General features: G+C 60.4%; 12 protein-coding genes. 7 read left to right on the forward strand and 5 right to left on the reverse strand.

Annotated elements, in window-relative coordinates; all coding sequences use genetic code 11:
- Positions 1-83 precede the first annotated feature (83 nt).
- From BUE38_RS14120 to BUE38_RS14145, 6 genes are all read left to right on the forward strand, one after another.
- Entirely contained in the window at positions 84-1,523 is a 1,440-nt protein-coding gene (locus tag BUE38_RS14120; protein WP_073435850.1) for an aldehyde dehydrogenase family protein, read from the forward strand.
- A gap of 11 nt (positions 1,524-1,534) precedes the next feature.
- Complete coding sequence (locus tag BUE38_RS14125) at positions 1,535-2,545, forward strand: membrane dipeptidase (protein ID WP_174788041.1); 1,011 nt, start codon at positions 1,535-1,537, stop codon at positions 2,543-2,545.
- Between the two features lie 105 nt (positions 2,546-2,650).
- A complete protein-coding gene (locus tag BUE38_RS14130; protein WP_084541951.1) occupies positions 2,651-4,282 on the forward strand; it encodes a BCCT family transporter in 1,632 nt (543 codons plus the stop codon).
- Between the two features lies 1 nt (position 4,283).
- Positions 4,284-6,074 carry a hypothetical protein gene (locus tag BUE38_RS14135; protein ID WP_073435851.1) on the forward strand — a complete coding sequence of 597 codons (1,791 nt, stop codon included), beginning with the start codon at positions 4,284-4,286 and terminating at the stop codon, positions 6,072-6,074.
- Positions 6,071-6,865, forward strand: a complete 795-nt coding sequence (locus BUE38_RS14140) for a DUF3726 domain-containing protein (RefSeq protein ID WP_073435852.1) — start codon at positions 6,071-6,073, stop codon at positions 6,863-6,865. Before BUE38_RS14135 ends, BUE38_RS14140 begins: the two co-directional genes overlap by 4 nt.
- A 58-nt stretch (positions 6,866-6,923) precedes the next feature.
- Positions 6,924-7,310: a RidA family protein gene (locus BUE38_RS14145; RefSeq protein ID WP_073435853.1), complete on the forward strand. Its 387-nt coding sequence runs from the start codon at positions 6,924-6,926 to the stop codon at positions 7,308-7,310.
- Between the two features lie 260 nt (positions 7,311-7,570).
- On the opposite strand, the gene BUE38_RS14150 is transcribed toward BUE38_RS14145, so the two are convergent.
- Both BUE38_RS14150 and BUE38_RS14155 read right to left on the reverse strand, forming a co-directional pair.
- Complete coding sequence (locus BUE38_RS14150; protein WP_073435854.1) at positions 7,571-10,729, reverse strand: efflux RND transporter permease subunit; 3,159 nt, start codon at positions 10,727-10,729, stop codon at positions 7,571-7,573.
- 95 nt (positions 10,730-10,824) lie between these two features.
- Positions 10,825-11,988 (reverse strand): efflux RND transporter periplasmic adaptor subunit, encoded by a 1,164-nt coding sequence (locus BUE38_RS14155; protein WP_073435855.1) that lies wholly within the window; start codon positions 11,986-11,988, stop codon positions 10,825-10,827.
- A gap of 441 nt (positions 11,989-12,429) precedes the next feature.
- Here BUE38_RS14155 and BUE38_RS14160 point away from each other — a divergent pair, with 441 nt between their 5' ends.
- Positions 12,430-13,401, forward strand: coding sequence for a LysR family transcriptional regulator (locus BUE38_RS14160; protein ID WP_073435856.1), 972 nt, complete (start codon positions 12,430-12,432; stop codon positions 13,399-13,401).
- A gap of 294 nt (positions 13,402-13,695) precedes the next feature.
- On the opposite strand, the gene gfa is transcribed toward BUE38_RS14160, so the two are convergent.
- The 3 genes from gfa to nuoM all read right to left on the reverse strand — a co-directional run bounded on the left by gfa (position 13,696) and on the right by nuoM (position 17,530).
- Positions 13,696-14,265: an S-(hydroxymethyl)glutathione synthase gene (gene gfa, locus BUE38_RS14165; protein WP_073435857.1), complete on the reverse strand. Its 570-nt coding sequence runs from the start codon at positions 14,263-14,265 to the stop codon at positions 13,696-13,698.
- A 266-nt stretch (positions 14,266-14,531) separates the two neighbouring features.
- A complete protein-coding gene (gene nuoN, locus BUE38_RS14170) occupies positions 14,532-15,989 on the reverse strand; it encodes an NADH-quinone oxidoreductase subunit NuoN (protein WP_073435858.1) in 1,458 nt (485 codons plus the stop codon).
- Entirely contained in the window at positions 15,986-17,530 is a 1,545-nt protein-coding gene (gene nuoM / locus BUE38_RS14175; protein WP_073435859.1) for an NADH-quinone oxidoreductase subunit M, read from the reverse strand. Before nuoM ends, nuoN begins: the two co-directional genes overlap by 4 nt.
- Positions 17,531-17,576 lie beyond the last annotated feature (46 nt).

Consider the following 17,576-nt stretch of genomic DNA (forward strand, 5'->3'; position numbering starts at 1 on the left):
CCTTATCATTTTATATTTATTATTGATTATCCTTATCTTAAATCTTCGCCCAGGATGACGACAACGTCTCAAAGGAGGTTTCCATGTCCCACGTTCACGCTCTCTACATCGACGACACTTGGGTCGCCGGCAAGGACAGCATCACTAACGTCAACCCTTCAGACACCAGCGACGTGGTCGGCACCTATGCCCAAGCGAGCGTTGAACAGGTCGGCCAAGCGATCGCCGCCGCCAGGCGTGGCTTCACTGAATGGCGTCAGAGCAGCCTGGAAAGCCGCTATAGCGTGCTGATGGCTATCAGCGACGAATTGATCGCACGCAAGGAGGAACTCGGTGAGTTGCTCTGTCGCGAAGAAGGCAAAACCCGAGTAGAGGGCGTCGGCGAAGTTTATCGCTCCGCGCAGTTCTTCCACTACTACGCCGCCGAAGTACTGCGTCAGATCGACGAGCGTATCGACTCCGTACGGCCAGGCGTCGAAGTCGATACTCGCCGCGAGCCGGTGGGTGTGGTGGGCGTCATCAGTCCCTGGAACTTCCCCATGGCCACCGCAGTGTGGAAGATCGCCCCAGCTCTGGCTTTCGGCAACGCAGTGGTTTTCAAACCCGCTAACCTGGTCCCTGCCAGTGCTTGGGCCCTAACCGAAATAATCAGCCGCCAAGCGCTCCCAGCCGGAACCTTCAACCTGCTGATGGGTCCAGGCAGTAGCGTCGGCGATGCGCTTATTTCGAGCCCCGAGATCGATGCCTTGAGCTTCACTGGCTCTCTGGATGTAGGGCGCCGTGTGGCCGCCGCTACCGCCGGCAACCTGGTCAAGTGCCAACTGGAGATGGGGTCCAAGAATGCCCTGATCGTCGCCGACGATGCTGACCTGGATCTAGCCGTGGAAGCCGCCTTCGCCGGCGCCTACTCAAGCACCGGACAGAAGTGCACAGCGTCCTCACGACTGATCGTCACCGAGGCAGTCCACGACGCCTTCCTCGAGAAACTGATCGCCAAACTGAGGACTGTACGTGTCGGCCACGCGCTGGAAGAAGATGTGCATATCGGTCCCGTCGTAGATGCCCGTCAACTGGAGTCCAACCTCGTCTGGGTGGAACGTGCGAAAGCCGATGGTGGCACCCTCGCCTTCGGTGGAGAACGCCTGAAACGCAACACAGATGGCTTCTTCATGGCACCCACGCTGTTCGTGGGTACCACCAACGACATGGCAATCAACCGTGAGGAAATCTTTGGACCAATCGCCTGCGTGATCAAGGTACGTGACTATGAGCAAGCCATCGCAACCCTCAACGACACCAATTTCGGCCTGACCGCTGGCATTATCACCAACTCCCTCAAACTCACCAGTGACTTCAAGGCACGCGCCGAAACTGGCTGTGTGATGGTCAACCTTGCCACTGCCGGTACCGACTATCACGTCCCCTTCGGTGGCCGCAAGGACTCCAGCTTCGGCCCTCGTGAGCAGGGACGTTATGCCCGCGAATTCTACACCGTGGTCAAGACCTGTTACACCAAGGCCTGAGGAGGCATGTCATGTCCCGAGAAATGTTGACGATTGATGGCCTGCAGTACTCCAACTGGTCACGGGATATCTTCGAGCAGATGCGCGAAGGTGGTCTGGATGCCGTTCACGCCACTCTCGTCTATCACGAAACCACCCGCGAGACGCTATCACGACTGGGTGAGTGGAACCGGCGCTTCGAAGCCCACGCTGACCTGATCATTCCGGTCCATCAACCCAGCGACATCGCTCGTGCTCGCTCATCCGGACGTATCGGAGTCTTCCTTGGAGCCCAGAACTGCTCGCCCATCGAGGACGACATCGACATGGTCGAGGTAATGCGCGACCTGGGCCTGATGATCATGCAGCTCACATACAATAACCAGAGCTTACTGGCCTGCGGCTGCTACGAGGCCGAGGATAGCGGTATCACCCGCTTCGGACGCCAAGTGATCCGCGAGATGAACCGGGTCGGCATGGTCATTGACATGTCCCACAGCGCTGAGCGCTCGACCCTCGAGGCCATTGAGCTATCCAGCCGTCCGGTGATTATCTCTCATGCCAACCCTGCCACTTTTCACCCTGCCAAACGCAACAAGTCGGACAAAGTGCTCAAAGCCATCGCCGAGTGCAACGGCCTGCTGGGCTTCTCGGCCTATCCCTTCCACCTGCGCAACGGCCCAGACTGCACCCTCACGGAGTACTGCGAGATGATCGCACGCACCGCCGATCTGATGGGGGTGGAGCACTTGGCTATTGGCACCGACCTATGTCAAAACCAACCGACCTCGGTCCTCGACTGGATGCGCAACGGTCGGTGGTCCAAGGACATGGACTACGGCGAGGGTAGCGCATCCAACGCAGGCTGGCCGAGGCCACTTACCTGGCTCAAGGACAGCCGCGACCTCCCCAATCTGATCCAGGGTCTGCGCAACGTCGGCATGAACGAGGACGAAGTGGCCGGGATCATGGGGTGCAATTGGGTCGCGTTGCTTGAACGCTCCGCCACGCCACAGGCCAGCAATACCGACTGGGCCGCCTGAGGCCCCCCGGCGTCACCCGAACCATAAGAACAGGCGGACGCCAACGGCCACCAATAACCACAACAAGCACCGCCCTGGCGGTGCAGCACGCCAGAGGTTTACGCCATGACCACACCCCGCAACGGCACCTCGTCACCATCACGCTCCTCTCCTGCAAATCCCCGGGATCTGTCCGCCGGCCAGTACCGGCTGGGCGACCCCGTCGTGCTCTGTCTTAGTGTCGGCTTTATCGTACTGTTCGTCGGCTTGTCGCTGTACGACATCGACGGCGTGGCAGGGGCCATAGGCGCAGGCTTCGCCTGGACCGCCAAGGCGCTCGGCAGCTATTTTCAGATCTTGCTGCTGCTCACCTTTTTTATCGCCCTGGGGCTAGTCGCCACCCCGGCAGCCAGTGCGCGCATCGGCAACACGCGCACGCCGGAGCTATCCACCTTCAAGTGGGTGTCGATCATCATGTGCACCTTGCTGGCAGGAGGCGGGGTGTTTTTCGCCGCTGGCGAGCCTATCTACCACTTCGTGGTCACGCCGCCGGCCTTTTCCGCCGGCACAGAAATCGAGGCCGGCACCAATTCCGCCGTCGCCCCAGCCCTGGCCCAGTCATTCATGCACTGGGGCTTTCTCGCCTGGGCGGTACTCGGCAGTCTGACCGCAGTGGTGCTATCCCACGCCCACTACGACAAGGGCCAGCCACTGCAGCCACGTACCCTGCTATACCCGGTGCTGGGTGAACGGGTGATGAAAGGGCCGCTGGGTGGCGTGGTCGATGCGTTGTGCGTGATCGCCGTGGTGGCCGGCACTGTCGGTCCCATCGGATTTCTCGCCACCCAGGTTAGTTTCGGCCTGCATGAGCTGTTTGGCGTGGCCAATAACTACTTGACTCAGTTGCTTATCCTGATTGGTCTTGGCGCTGTCTACGTCACCTCGGCGGTCACCGGCATCGACAAGGGCATCCAGATCCTGTCGCGCTTCAACATCTTTCTGGCGCTGGCCATCGCGGTGGTGATCTTCGTATTTGGACCGACCCTGTTCATGGTCAACGCCTTCACCCAAGGCTTTGGAGAGTACCTGACATCTTTCTTTGCCATGTCGACGATGACCGCCCAGAGCGCCCCGGACTGGTGGATGCAGTGGTGGACGGCATTCTTCTTTGCATGGTTCATCGGCTATGGGCCGCTTATGGCGATCTTCGTTGCGCGCATCTCCAAGGGCCGCACCATTCGCCAGATGGTGCTCACCGTGGCGGTATTGGCGCCGGTGGCCACCGCCATCTGGTTCACCCTACTGGGCGGTTCTGGCATTTTCTTCCAACTCACCGGGGTCATCGACCTGACCGAGGCGCTCAGCAACTTCCAGTTCGACGTAGCCACCCTGACCGTGGCCCAGGCCCTGCCCGGCGGCACCGGCATGGCGGCGGCGATCCTGGTACTGACCACCATCTTCGTCGCCACCACCGGTGACTCCATGAGCTACGCCATCGCCGTGGTCGGCGCCGGGCACGATGACCCGAGCCCGTTGGTCCGCGCCTTCTGGGGCATCGCCATGGCACTGATGGCGGCTATTCTCCTGTACATGGGATCGGGGCAGATCAGCGCCCTGCAACAGTTCATCGTAATCACCGCCATTCCGGTGTCGCTAGTACTGCTGCCGTCGCTGTGGACCGGCCCCCAGGCTGCCCTCGCCATGGCCCGCATCCAGGGCATAACCAGCCTGAAATCCAGCGTTCCGGGAGAAGCTTGAGATGAGACGCGAAGACCTGGCCAGTCGCCTGTCCGACATCGAACAACGCCTTCGCCTGCGCTCCCCCGATGAGGTGATGCAACTCGAACGCTTGGGCAGCCTGCACGCCAGCCGGCTAAGCTTCGTCCGCAGCCTGGTGCGCCAGATGGCGCGCCAGCGCTGGCAGATCAGTACTATCCGCTTCGATCTCGACGCTGAGGGTCATGGAATTGCCATCTATCGCCTGCAGACCCCATGGGCACGCTACCACGGGGTGATCTTCTCCCAGCCACTGGATGATGCCGCTCGCTCCGACCGGGTGATTGCCGAGGCTTGGGATGCCACTTTCGGTGTAGTCGAGGGCGACGTGGACGACTCGCTGCTTGACCATATGGCCGCCAATGTGCCTCTGCAGGAGGCTGGGCGCCAACATCCGCGCCTGCTGGTGCTGTCCCGGGCCAACCGCAGTCTCAGGAACTTCGCTGCCTTTCTCGATGCGCTAAGTGCCGGACGCCAGCCGGACCCGACGTGGCTCACCAGAGTCGGCTACCTGTATCGCACTACCGCGGTCTACGGTAACGGCAAATTCGGTATCGCCGACTTCGATCGGCTCAAGCACAACCCAGACTTTCAGCGCCCCTTCTCGGCCCAGATGCTGGCCGTGTACCTACTGCGCCACTTTTCCATCGAGCAGATCGAGCATATGGCCCGGGCCAAAGCGCCGGGCAGGGCCGTCGCCATGGCAACGCCACTGCGTCGCTATCTCGGCATAGGCAACTCCACTGGGCTCGGCATGGCACCCTTTCTGATCAACCACCCGCAGTTGATCCAACGCTGGATCGAGAGCCGCGAGCAGGCGCTGGCCCAAGTCAGCGGTCAGGTGCCTGGCGAGCCGGACCGTCAGCGCCTACTGACACTGATCGCCCGGGCCGAACAACACATGGCCCAGACCGTGACCGAGGACACCAAGCAAAGTGCTCGAAACCGCGATACCGCCAGCGCCCTGCCGGCGGTGCGCGCTTGGCTGGAGCAAGTGCCACTGACTGATGAGCTATGGCAGGAGTTGATCGACTGGAGCCGCCAGACCTTGAGTCTGGAGGCCCAGGAGCTGATCCACACCCTGCTGCTGGAGATCTACCCGAAGATCGTCGACCCCTTTGAGGACAGGATGGGCGTCAAGGAGAGCCTGGAATTGACCCCGGACATGCCGCTGATAAGGCTCAAGCAGTCGATCGAAACCCACTACGACTGGGCCCTGCGCCACGACTTCGAAGATCCCGACGAGCGCTATTGGTTCTGGTATCGCTCAATGGAGAAGGAAGAACCGCGCTTGGGCGTGCGCGACGTAGAACCCGGTGCCGACCGCGAGTTGAAGCTCGCTATCGCTGCCCGAGTCGCCGACACCCATAAAGTCATTGATGACTTTCTCACCACCCATCCGCGGGCCTTGGTGGTGGAGTTTCTGATCCACCACCCACGTCACAAGGACATCATCCGGCGTATCCAGAGCATGGCCGAAACGCCATTCGGAGAGATCCGCGCCAATCTATGGGCCCGGGATATGAAGCCGGTGCACATTTTGCGCACCAAGCTATCGTTCTTTGGTGCCAGCCGTTTCGACCCCAAGTCCGATCGCTGGGTGCGCATTACCCTGTTCCAGGGCGCGCCGCTGGTCGAGGAGCTCAACGCCAAGCCCTGCGACCTGATCGAATTCGACGACTGGAGCTTTCCACTGGAGCCAAGCCAAAGCGCTGAAGGTACGCTCAGCGAGGCCGGTGCCGTAACCCGCCAATACGCCGGAGTCAGTACATGAAGGTGTCCTACAACGAACTCCAGGCACTCTGCCGCAAGGCCTTTCAGGCCATGGGCTTCGAAGAGGGAGACGCCAGCGATGCCGCCGACATGGTAGCCTGGATGCAGCTTTACGAGCTCAGTGGGCTGACGGCACTAGGCCGCGGCCTCGACTTTCTGCTCGAGGATCAGGATGAGCGGGCGCCAGAGCTGATCTACTCGGATGGCGATCTGGCGGTGCTCGACAGTCACGGCGCAAGCGTGCTCAAGAGCTCAAGTCTGGCGCTGGAACTGGGCTTCGCCAAGGCTCGGGCACGGGGCCTTGCGGTGATCAAGATCCGCCACTGCCACAACCGCCAGTTGATTATGGGCTATCTGGCGCGACTGGCCGGACGCGGGATGAACGTTACCGCCTTCTGGCGCAATGCCCAAGCCCCTGACAGCGGGAAGATGAACGATACCCCGCTGATCGAGCAGGTGGTGGGCTTTCGCGCTGGCAGTTCGGTGCCCGAGATCCGCGTCTACGCGGTGCACGAGGTCCCCGAGGAAAACGAACCCAACGACGGAGTAACACTGATCATGGCCAACCACGTGGACCTGCTGCCATCGCTGCGCTCCGAGTATCAGCTCGACCTGTTGGCCCGCCATCAGGAGTCCGACTTGCTGGCCTGTCGAGAGCGCGCCATGCAGCAAGGCATCGAGGTCGACGAAGGTCTTTGGGTACGCCTCAAGAGCTTGGCTACCCGGCTGCTGGTGGAGTCCACCGAAACCTCGCGCAGCGGGGCCGGAGCCGGGTCCAACGACAACGACTGACGCTCGACTAAATCAAGCACCGTCTTTCTTCCCATGCTTCCATAACTGAGAATGCCCTATGATTTATCCGGTCAAGACCGAGCTATTCGCTTCCCGCGCTCCCCTATCCTGGGGGAGTATCGGCAACGGCATCCTGTTTACCGCTCAGATCCCCATCAACGCAGGCGGCGAGGTGGTCAACGGCGGCATTGAGGCCCAGGTCCGACAGACCCTGGACAACCTGCTGCATACGCTGGAGTGCGCTGGCGGCGGCGTCGAGTCACTGACTCAAGTACTGATCTACGTAACCCAGCGCGAGGACCTGGCCACGGTCAATCGAGTCTACTCCGAATACGTCACCGCCCCCTACCCCAACCGTGCAGCGTTAATTGTCAGCGGTTTTGCTCGAGAAGAGATGCTGATCGAAATAGTGGCTTATGCCGTGGTCACACCGAACGACAAATAAGGTTGTAGTGGTCAACTAACCCTGATCAGTATTTTGAGGCTTTCCTCAGCACCAGAATATATGCTGGAGCCCCTCCAATCACCTGGATTCTTCATCAATAGATAACGACCACCACCAGGGAATCATTATGGTTCCCCGAACAGGACTCGAACCAGACCGAAAAACCCAGATGGCCGACCCCGACGTCCAGATATTGGGCGCCAGCTTCGAGCTAGCGCCCATGGCAGGCATAAGCGAGCATGCCTTCCATCTCCAGTCACTCAGGCCTGATACCCCTCTTGTGCTTGCGAAGTCCGCTCACCGCGAGTCACCAACTTGCGTAGTGCCACGTAGAACACTGGCGTGAGGAAAAGCCCGAACAGCGTAACACCCACCATCCCGGCGAATACCGCCGTGCCCAGCGCCTGTCGCACCTCGGCTCCAGCACCGCCAGCCAGCATCAGTGGCACCACCGCCGCGGTAAAGGTGATCGAGGTCATGATGATCGGACGCAGACGTAGACGACAAGCCTCCAGCGCTGCTTCGACGATACCGCGCCCCTGCATCTCCAGTTCGCGCGCAAACTCAACGATCAGGATGGCGTTCTTGCAGGCCAGTCCAATCAGCACCACCAGCCCGACCTGGACGAAGATGTTGTTGTCACCCGCCATCAAATGCACGCCGAACAGCGCCGAAAGCATGCACATCGGTACAATCAGAATCACCGCCAGCGGCAAGGTCCAGCTCTCGTAGAGTGCAGCCAAGGCAAGGAACACCAGCAACACCGACAACGGGAACACTATCAAGGCAGCATTGCCTTGAGTGCTCTGCTGGAAACTCAGATCGGTCCACTCGAAGCTCATCCCATTGGGCAACACCTCAGCAGCGAGTTCGCTCAGTGCCTCCATCGCTTGAGTCGAGGACAACACGAGAGGATCCGCCTCGCCCGCCAGGTCCGCGGCAGGATAGCCGTTGTAACGCAGCACCGGATCCGGGCCAAAGGTCCACTGAATATCCACCACAGAGCCGATCGGCACCATTTCTCCGCGATCATTACGAGTACGCAGATTGGCGATATCCTCAACGTTGTCGCGGTGGGAAGCATCGGCCTGGGCTATCACCTGCCAGGTCCGGCCAAACTGGTTGAAATCATTGACGTAAGTCGAGCCAAGATAGGTTTGCAGAGTATTGAACAGCCCCGTCAATGGCACCCCCTGAGCCTTGGCCTTCACCCGGTCGACTTCGGCATCAAGCTGCGGCACATTGGCCTGATAGCTGGTAATCGGGAAGCCCATACCCGGCGTCTGTGCGACCGCACCTTGGAACGCCTGCACGGCGCCCTGTAGCGCGCCATAGCCGAGCCCAGCGCGGTCCTCGATAAACATCTGCCAGCCATTGCCGTTGCCAAGGCCGAGGATCGGCGGTGGCATGAACGAGAACGCGAACCCCTCCTGCAATCCGGCTATCTTCTGATTGATTTCGGCATTGATCTCGGCCGCCGAGCGACTCCGCTCGGAGAACGGGGCCAGAGGCAGGAACACCACTCCGCTGTTGGGCGTGCTGGTAAACTGCAGCGCATTGAGCCCCGGGAAGGCAATTGTGTGGGTTACGCCCTCACTCTCCATGGCGATCTCACCCACCTGGCTCAACATCTCATCGGTACGTGAAAGCGAGGCACCTTCCGGCAACTTCACGCCAGCGATCAAGTACTGCTTATCCTGGGTCGGGATAAAACCCGGCGGCACCGCCTGGAACATCACCCCTGTTCCGACCAGCAACAGCGCATAGATGCCGAACACCACGCCGCGCCGCCGCAGACTGCGCGAAACGCCTCCCTGGTAGCGTCTGGAGCTGGCGAGAAAGAAGCGATTGAACGGGCGGAACAACCAGCCAAACAACCCGTCGATCATCCGCGTGAGGCGATCCTTTGGGGCATCGTGTGGTTTGAGCAGCAGCGCCGCCAACGCCGGTGACAGGGTCAGCGAGTTGACCGTGGAGATCACCGTGGAAATGGCGATGGTTGCCGCGAACTGGCGATAGAATTGCCCAGTGACACCGGACAGAAATGCCATTGGCACAAACACCGCACACAATACCAGGCCGATGGCGATGATGGGGCCGGATACTTCCTTCATTGCCTGGTGCGCGGCGGCAAGCGGCGCCAGGCCCTCCTCAATGTTGCGCTCGACGTTCTCTACCACCACGATCGCATCATCAACCACGATGCCGATCGCCAGCACCAGACCGAACAGAGTCAGAGTATTGATCGAGAATCCCAACAGATAGAGCACAGCGAAAGTGCCCACCACCGACACCGGCACTGCGATCAGCGGAATGATCGACGCGCGCCAGGTCTGCAGGAACAGCGTCACCACCAACACCACCAGCAGTACCGCCTCAAGCAGCGTCTTGACCACCGACTCGATCGAGTCGCGCACGAAGATGGTAGTGTCATACACCGCCTCGTACTCAACTCCCTCCGGGAATTGTTGGGCAAGTTCATCCATGGTCGCGATGACGTTTTCCTGGATTTCCAGGGCATTCGCCCCCGGCGCCTGGAAGACGCCGAGTGCGACCGCGTCGTCGCCGTCCAGCTTCGAACGCAGGCTGTAGTCATTGGCCCCCAGCTCCAGACGGGCCACATCGGACAAATAGGTGATCTGTCCGTCGCTACCGGTCTTGACCACGATGTCGCTGAATTCCTGTTCGGAGGTCAGCCGTCCTCTGGCATTGATCAAGGTCAGGAAGTCGCTATCGGGAATCGGCTCGGCGCCGAGCTGACCGGCCGAGACCTGAACGTTCTGCTCCCGTATCGCCTCCACTACATCGCCGGCCGTGAGTCCTCGCGCAGCAACCCTGTCCGGATCAAGCCAGGCGCGCATGGCATAATCGCCACCACCAAAAATCTGCGCATCACCGACCCCCTGGATACGTGCCAGAGCATCCTTGACGTGCAGGCGGGCATAGTTTCGCAGATACAGGGTGTCATAGCGGCCATCCGGAGAGGTCAGGTGCACGACCATCAAAAAGGTCGGTGACTGTTTCTGCGTGGTCACCCCCTGTCGGCGCACATCCTCAGGCAATCGCGCCAGCGCCTGGCTGACCCGATTCTGTACCTTGACCGCCGCGTCATCCGGATCAGTTCCGGGACGGAAGGTTACGGTTACCTGCAGTACACCATCGGAACCAGCCACCGACTTGAGGTACATCATGTCCTCAACGCCATTGATCGCCTCCTCCAGCGGTGTGGCCACCGTCTCGGCGATGACCTTGGGATTGGCGCCAGGATAGACCGTGCGTACCACCACCGAGGGTGGCACCACGTCCGGGTACTCGCTGACCGGCATCAGCGGTATGGTGATCAACCCCGAGATGAAGATAAGGATCGACAGCACCCCGGCGAAGATCGGGCGGTCAATGAAGAACCTGGCAAAATCCATGGCAATACTCCCTCGCCGAGGCAGGCATTCAGAGCCTACCCCGATGACTCGGTCGACAGTGAAGTCAAATGACGGCTATTGACGTTCGAACACGCTCAATGAGTCGTGGCCAACTCCCGTTCGCCGGGCTCTCCTCCGGGCATCTCGATGCTGTTCGCCGCCACCTGCATGCCTGGATAGAAGATCCGCTGGGTACCGCGCACCACCACCCGGTCTCCCGGTTCCAGGCCCGTTCGGATCACCCGCAATCCATCAGCCATGCGTCCGAGCTCCACATCCTTGCGGATGGCAAGCCCCTCAGCGTCGACAACGTAGACGTACTTGCGGTCCTGATCGGTCAAGATGGCCTTGTCATCGACGAGAATGGCCCTATCGGAACTGCCGCCACGCATCTGTACCCTGGCAAACATACCGGGCGAGAAGCGCCCAGCGTCATTGTCGAGCACGGCGCGGATCAGCATGGTGCCTGAGTCGGCATCCAACTGATTATCGACAAAGTCCACTTCGCCCCTGTAGGGATAGCCCCCATCGTTTGCTAGCCCAACGCGCACTGGCGTTCTATTCTCACGGGAACTGAGGCGCTCTCCGGAACGGGCCATGTCGCCGTACTGCAGCCAGGTCTGCTCGTCGCTGTAGAAATGAACATGAACCTTGTCCAGAGAGACAATGCTGGTTAATAGGGACGCGTCCGACACCAGATTGCCGACAGTGATCAGAGCTCGACCGGTTCGGCCTGCGATTGGTGCACGCACCTCGGTGAACTCCATGTTCAAGCGCGCCGTCTCGAGTGCGGCCTGGGCCGCATGCAGATCGGCCTGAGCCTGGAGTGACGCTGCCCTGCGCTGGTCCAGCTCTTCCCGGGAAATCGCCTGGGTCTGAGCCAGGCGCTCGGCGCGGGCGGCCTCACCACGGGTAAGCTCGACCCGTGCGCGAGCACGCTGCAGGTCGGCCTCCGCACTATCCAGGCTGGCACGATAAGGACGCTGATCAATGGTAAACAGGACATCTCCCTTGTCGACGCTCTGGCCCTCGGTGTAGTGGATGCTATCGATGTAGCCGGCAACCCGCGAACGCAGTTCCACCGTCTCTACTGCCTCGATGTGGCCCGTAAACTCGTCCCAGAAACTCACATCCTGGACCACCACCTCGGCCACACTGACCTCCGGTGGCGGCGGCGCCTCCTGCCCCAGACCGTCGGCCTGACTATCGCAACCGGCCGTCGCAATGGCACCAAGCACCACAGTCATGGCTACTAACATGTGTATGGAAAACACGCGGGTCGCCAGCCTGGGGGGCAAGTGCCCTCTTCGTCCACGTGCCGGGGCGGGATAACTCATCAGTTCATCTCTCCAGGAAGGTGCTGACACGGCAAGCTTGCATCCCGAATTCAACTTGAGGTAATGAGCCGCATGCCCATGGACCACTTATCGATGCAACGCGCGTAGCTTACGCAGGAAGCGCCATAAGACTGTCGTATCGTGCGGACTACTTAGCCTGCCAGTTCATCGAAGTAGTCGTTTGCCAGGGCATGAAATCGACACCGCCGGCATGCAAGTGCAATGCAACACCATAGGAGTTCAGCCACAATTTGATTACCTACTATATGAGGGAAATACTGTTCCACTGGTGGGACAGTTCCCGGACACAAGTACTTCCGAGACATAAGTGCTTTCGAAACATAAGTACATGGGACAACAACAATGCAACCGGATCTCAATGACGCCTTGATCTTCGCCAGGGTCGTAGAACAGGGCAGTTTCACCGCGGCTTCCAGGCTGCTGAGCATTCCCAAGACCACCGTGAGTCGAAAGGTTCAGGCGCTGGAACTGCGCCTCGGCGCGCGGCTGCTGAACCGAACCACCCGCAAGCTGAGCCTGACCGAAGCAGGTTCCGTCTATTACGATTACTGCAGTCGCATTGTCCAGGATATGGACGAGGCGGAGAGTGCTGTCCAACAATTGGAAGGCAACCCCCGGGGTTGGCTACGAGTTACCGCTCCATTCACCATGTGCACCGAATTCACTTCGGCACTGGTACGGGATTTCCGCGAGCTGTATCCGGCAGTGAAAATCGAACTGGTACTGTCCAACGACCGGCTCGACCTGGTGGCTCATCAGATCGACGTGGCGCTGCGCGTTGGTGAACTGCCGGACTCGAGTCTGGTCGCCCGCCGCTTGGCCAGCTACCGTTCGTTCGTCTATGCCAGCGACAGCTATATCGCCCGCCACGGAGAACCTCAGACGCCTGCAGAGCTGGCCTTCCACCCCGCTCTGGCCAAATCCAGGGACCAGCGCGGTCAACGTTATTTCTGGGAGTTGCACAAGGGGGGGCACCGGGAAGAAATCGAATTAGACCCGGTTGCCATCGCCAACGATCCATTCGTGCTGAGAGGGCTACTGGTCGAGGGCCATGGCGTGATGCTGACCAGTGAGATCGTTGCCTGCCTGGGGCCAGAGGAGCGCCAGTTGCGGCGCATCCTGCCGGAATGGGAGGGTCCCGAAGTCGAGTTCAATGCCGTATTCCCGGGCGGCCGCCTGATCTCGCCCAAGGTGCGAACCTTCGTGGACTTCGTGGTGGAGCGTACGCGCCTTGACCACATCATGCCCGTACATTGGCAACCTCCTGGCCAACCGGAAGCAGAGAGCGCGACGCCAGTCGACGAAACGGCATGAGAGGCTGTTCATGATCCAGCGACACGATTCGCCGACGTATGAGAAGAGCCCAGAGGAAACGGTGCGCAAGTCGGCGAGCCGCATGACGGGCCAGCTGCGCTCCTGAATAAACAACGTCTTTCCCACATCACCCAAGGCAATCCACGCCGGGCTGGATAGTGTTCAAGGAAGCTCTCCTCATCCTCGGACCGGTAAGTGATTCCCCCACCCATATGACGCGACAACGTCGGCACAGAGTGGGGGAACTACATCCCGTTCATCACGTTGGTGTGTGCCTCATGGTGACAGTTGGCGTCATAGTACTCCCCTCGCCCTGGCCGTATGGGTGGCAATGGCATCCATCAGCGGCGGTGACAGGCAGTCATAGGGCTCCAGGCCGAGTTGCCTGAGTCGGCCACGCACGCTGTCCATGTTGTCTGGATTGGCTCCCGACTCGATGATCGAGGAGACAAAGGCAGCAAATTCAGGTGCCGCCCAGCCAGTGTCTTTGGAGAGCTCCGTGTGGATGAAGTCCAGACCGTGGAAAGGATGGTCGGTATTTTCGATGCGGCCAAACATATGTACCCCACATTCCTTGCAGGCATGACGCTGGATGGCGGCCGAAGCATCGATCACCTCCAACTTGTCCTCATTGGCGGTGACGCTGAGGGTCTCTCGGGGTACCACAGCGACCATCGAAAACAAGGCTCCTTCTGGCTTCCAGCACTTGGTGCAGCCGCAAACGTGGTTGTGGGCGCACTGTGCCTTGACAGTGACCTCGACAGGGCTGTCGATACAGTGGCAATGCAGGCTGGCACCTGCAAAGTTATCACTGCCGGCACGTACCCCGTCGTCTACGGCGGGATGAATCCTGATATCGTTCATGGTAGTGGCTCCTTGGGCAATAGTGATAGTTGCAGAAGCCATCATGGCGAGGGACTCGGGTCGCTCACGGCATGATTGTCGAGGGCGCCACCATCTGACGGCTATTCGTCAGGTTCATAGGCTTCCGCTCCTCCATGTAGTCTAGTCGGCATGGTGTTCACCCGTGTTGTCGTGAGACCGGCAATATCAGTTGGTCATTCCACCGACAGTGATCCGCCTCTTCGATGCAGGAAGACGTTCAAAGGAGGCGCATGGAACTCCTGGCGCTAGCCGGTTGGCCCCAGCATGGCACCGCCCATGACCCGCACCCAGTCGATCATCGGCGTCGGGTAGATCCCCAGCAGAATGATCAACAACGCCACGCCCAGGACGACCACACCGCCGGCGCGCACTCCCCAGTCCTCAGGCGCATCGCGCTTCTGCATGCCCGCCTCGGCCAGATACAGAGTGACCATCACCCGCAGGTAGTAATAGAGCCCGATGGCACTGCCGACGACGACCCCGCCCACCAGCCACCAGCGCTCGGCCTCGACACCCAGCGCAATGATGTAGAACTTGCCGATAAAGCCCGCGGTAAAGGGAATGCCAGCCAGCGACAGCATGGTCACGGTAAGTACCGCGGTCAGGTAGGGACGTCGCCAGAACAGTCCGCGGTAGTGGTGCAGTGCTGCTGCGTCCTCGCCGCGGTATGGCGAGGAGATCAACGTGACCACGCCGAAGGCGCCCAGAGTCGTCAGCATGTAGACCACCAGGTAGACGCCAGTGGCTTCCACTGCCAGCCCGTCGCTGACCACCAGCGCCGTCAACAGGTAACCGAAATGAGCGATCGACGAATAGCCCAGCAGACGCTTGAGGTTGGACTGGGTCAGCGCCAGCAGGTTACCGACCAGCATGGTAAGGATCGCCAACACCGCCAGTACGCTGTGCAGCAAGGCATTCTGAAAGGCCGGGACCGCCATGACCAGCCGCAGCAGAACCACGAATACCGCCACTTTACTTGCCGATGCGAGGAAGGTTGATGCGGGACTCGGGCCACCCTCATAGACATCCGGCGTCCATTGGTGAAACGGCACGATCGACAACTTGAAACTCAGCCCCAGCAGCATCAATGCGGCACCCGCCAGGCTCCAGGCGCCAGCATCGGCAACCAGCCCCGTGGCCAGACCGGCAAAGTCCAGATGGCCGGTATCGGCGTAGAGGAGCGCCATGCCGAACAACAGAATGGCAGTCGCCGCCGCCGACAGCACCAGATACTTGATACCGGATTCGAGCGAGCGCCGCTCATGGTAGGTATAGGCGAGCATGCCATACAGCGGCATCGATAATAGCTCGAGGCCAAAGAACAGCGTCGCCAGGTGGGTGCTGGCGGCCAGGACCATGGCCCCCGCCGTGGCACACAGCAACAGCAGATAGAACTCCTCCCGCGGTCCACGATAGTGCTCGAGGTAGGCATGTCCCAGCGTGGCACAGGCCAGCGCCGCCACCAGGATCAATACCGCGGCGAAGATCGCCAGGCCATCAATGGCCAGCATCGGCGTGGCCAGTGGTGCCATGCGCCACACGCCGATCAGCGCAATGAGCGCCAGATTGAGGCCAACAACCGTGACGATGGTGATAGCGGTATGATGGCGGCGCCAGGCAATCCCCAGCATCACCACGATGGCCGTGACACAGACCAGAACCAGAGGCGTCAATGCCAGCAGGTGCGTCGCGGTCAAGATCATGGAGCCCCCGTCGGCGGAATGGTTGACGGTGCGACCGCACCGAACAGGTGCTGCACTTCGAGCATCGCGGCACCGGTGGTATCCAGCAGAGGCTGCGGATAGAGCCCGAACAGCAGGACCAACCCAAGTAGCGAAAGCATCATCAGGTATTCACGGCTATCGAGATCGGCGAAGCGCTCCTCGCCCCGGGCCGGGCCGAAGTGGACCCACTGCATCAGCAGCAGTGAGTAGATTGCCGCCAGTACCAACCCACCACTGGCGATGACCACCGTCCAGGGAGCGACCGGGAAGGTGCCGAACAGGATCATGAACTCACCGATGAAGTTGGCGGTTCCCGGCATACCCAGCGAGGCGGCAACGAAACACAGCGAGAACCCCGGAAGACTGCCCATGCGCCCCCATAAGCCGCCCATCTCGCGCATGTCACGGGTATGCAGCCGCTCGTAGAGCTGGCCGCTCAGGATGAACAGCCCGGCCGCCGAGAATGCATGGGCGACCATCAGCATCACCACCCCCTGCAAGGCGAGCTCGGTGCCAGCGTAGATACCGATGAGCACGAAGCCCATGTGCGAGATACTGGTATAGGCGATCAAGCGCTTGATGTCCCGCTGTCCACAGGCCAACAGCGCCCCGTAGAAGATACCTACCAGGCCCAGCGTCATGGCCACTGGAGCAAAGGTCTGGGAGGCTTCGGGGAACAACGGCAAGGCAAAACGCAGCATGCCGTAAGCGGCGGTCTTGAGGAGAATGCCGGCGAGGTCGACGCTACCCGCAGTGGGCGCCTGAGCATGGGCATCGGGTAACCAGCCATGCAGCGGCACCACCGGCAGCTTGACCGCAAAGGCAACGAAGAAGCCGAGCATCAGCAGCATCGCTGTCCCCTCTGATAACGGCGTCTCCATCAACGTTGCGTAAGAGAACGAATACTCACCGGTATTGGCGTGGTGCACAAAGACCAGGCCAAGAATCGACACCAGCATCAGCAGACCGCTGGCCTGGGTATAGATGAAGAACCTGGTCGCCGCGCGGATGCGGGTCCGCCCTTCCGACCCACTGTGTCCCCACAGCGCGATCAGGAAGTACATCGGCACCAGCATCATTTCCCAGAAGAAGAACAACAGGAACAGGTCGATCGCCAGGAAAACACCCACCACACCGCCGAGAATCCACAGCAGGTTGAGATGAAAGAAACCGACCCGGCGTACTATCTCGTTCCACGAGCAGAGTACTGCCAATATGCCCAGAAAGCCGGTCAGCGCAATCAGCACCAGCGACAGGCCATCGAGCGCCAGGTGAACACTGATACCGAAGCGTGGAATCCACGCTGCCTGCCACTCCATCGACCAGCGAACTCCCTCGCTGCCGGTGCCCATCTGCGGCAGGTGGTAATCACCGTGGAACCATAGCCCCAACGTGATCAATAGCTCGATCAGCATCGTCGCCAGCGCGATCCAGCGCGGTGCCTGATCACCGAAGCGCTCGCCCTGCCAGCACAACAGGCCGCCAGCGAAGGGAATCAGGATCAGCCAGAGCAACGTCATAAGCGGTGCATTCCCTGTGGTTGTCGATACACTGGAGACCTCCCTC

It is taken from the genome of Halomonas cupida, from assembly GCF_900142755.1.
Taxonomy (GTDB): domain Bacteria; phylum Pseudomonadota; class Gammaproteobacteria; order Pseudomonadales; family Halomonadaceae; genus Halomonas; species Halomonas cupida.

What these genes read in the sequence shown, in the direction of transcription:
- BUE38_RS14120 (WP_073435850.1), top strand. Translation starts at nt 84, where the DNA reads ATGTCCCACGTTCACGCTCTCTACATCGACGACACTTGGGTCGCCGGC.
- BUE38_RS14125 (WP_174788041.1), top strand. Translation starts at nt 1,535, where the DNA reads ATGTCCCGAGAAATGTTGACGATTGATGGCCTGCAGTACTCCAACTGG.
- BUE38_RS14130 (WP_084541951.1), top strand. Translation starts at nt 2,651, where the DNA reads ATGACCACACCCCGCAACGGCACCTCGTCACCATCACGCTCCTCTCCT.
- BUE38_RS14135 (WP_073435851.1), top strand. Translation starts at nt 4,284, where the DNA reads ATGAGACGCGAAGACCTGGCCAGTCGCCTGTCCGACATCGAACAACGC.
- BUE38_RS14140 (WP_073435852.1), top strand. Translation starts at nt 6,071, where the DNA reads ATGAAGGTGTCCTACAACGAACTCCAGGCACTCTGCCGCAAGGCCTTT.
- BUE38_RS14145 (WP_073435853.1), top strand. Translation starts at nt 6,924, where the DNA reads ATGATTTATCCGGTCAAGACCGAGCTATTCGCTTCCCGCGCTCCCCTA.
- BUE38_RS14150 (WP_073435854.1), bottom strand. Translation starts at nt 10,729, where the DNA reads ATGGATTTTGCCAGGTTCTTCATTGACCGCCCGATCTTCGCCGGGGTG.
- BUE38_RS14155 (WP_073435855.1), bottom strand. Translation starts at nt 11,988, where the DNA reads ATGTTAGTAGCCATGACTGTGGTGCTTGGTGCCATTGCGACGGCCGGT.
- BUE38_RS14160 (WP_073435856.1), top strand. Translation starts at nt 12,430, where the DNA reads ATGCAACCGGATCTCAATGACGCCTTGATCTTCGCCAGGGTCGTAGAA.
- gfa (WP_073435857.1), bottom strand. Translation starts at nt 14,265, where the DNA reads ATGAACGATATCAGGATTCATCCCGCCGTAGACGACGGGGTACGTGCC.
- nuoN (WP_073435858.1), bottom strand. Translation starts at nt 15,989, where the DNA reads ATGATCTTGACCGCGACGCACCTGCTGGCATTGACGCCTCTGGTTCTG.
- nuoM (WP_073435859.1), bottom strand. Translation starts at nt 17,530, where the DNA reads ATGACGTTGCTCTGGCTGATCCTGATTCCCTTCGCTGGCGGCCTGTTG.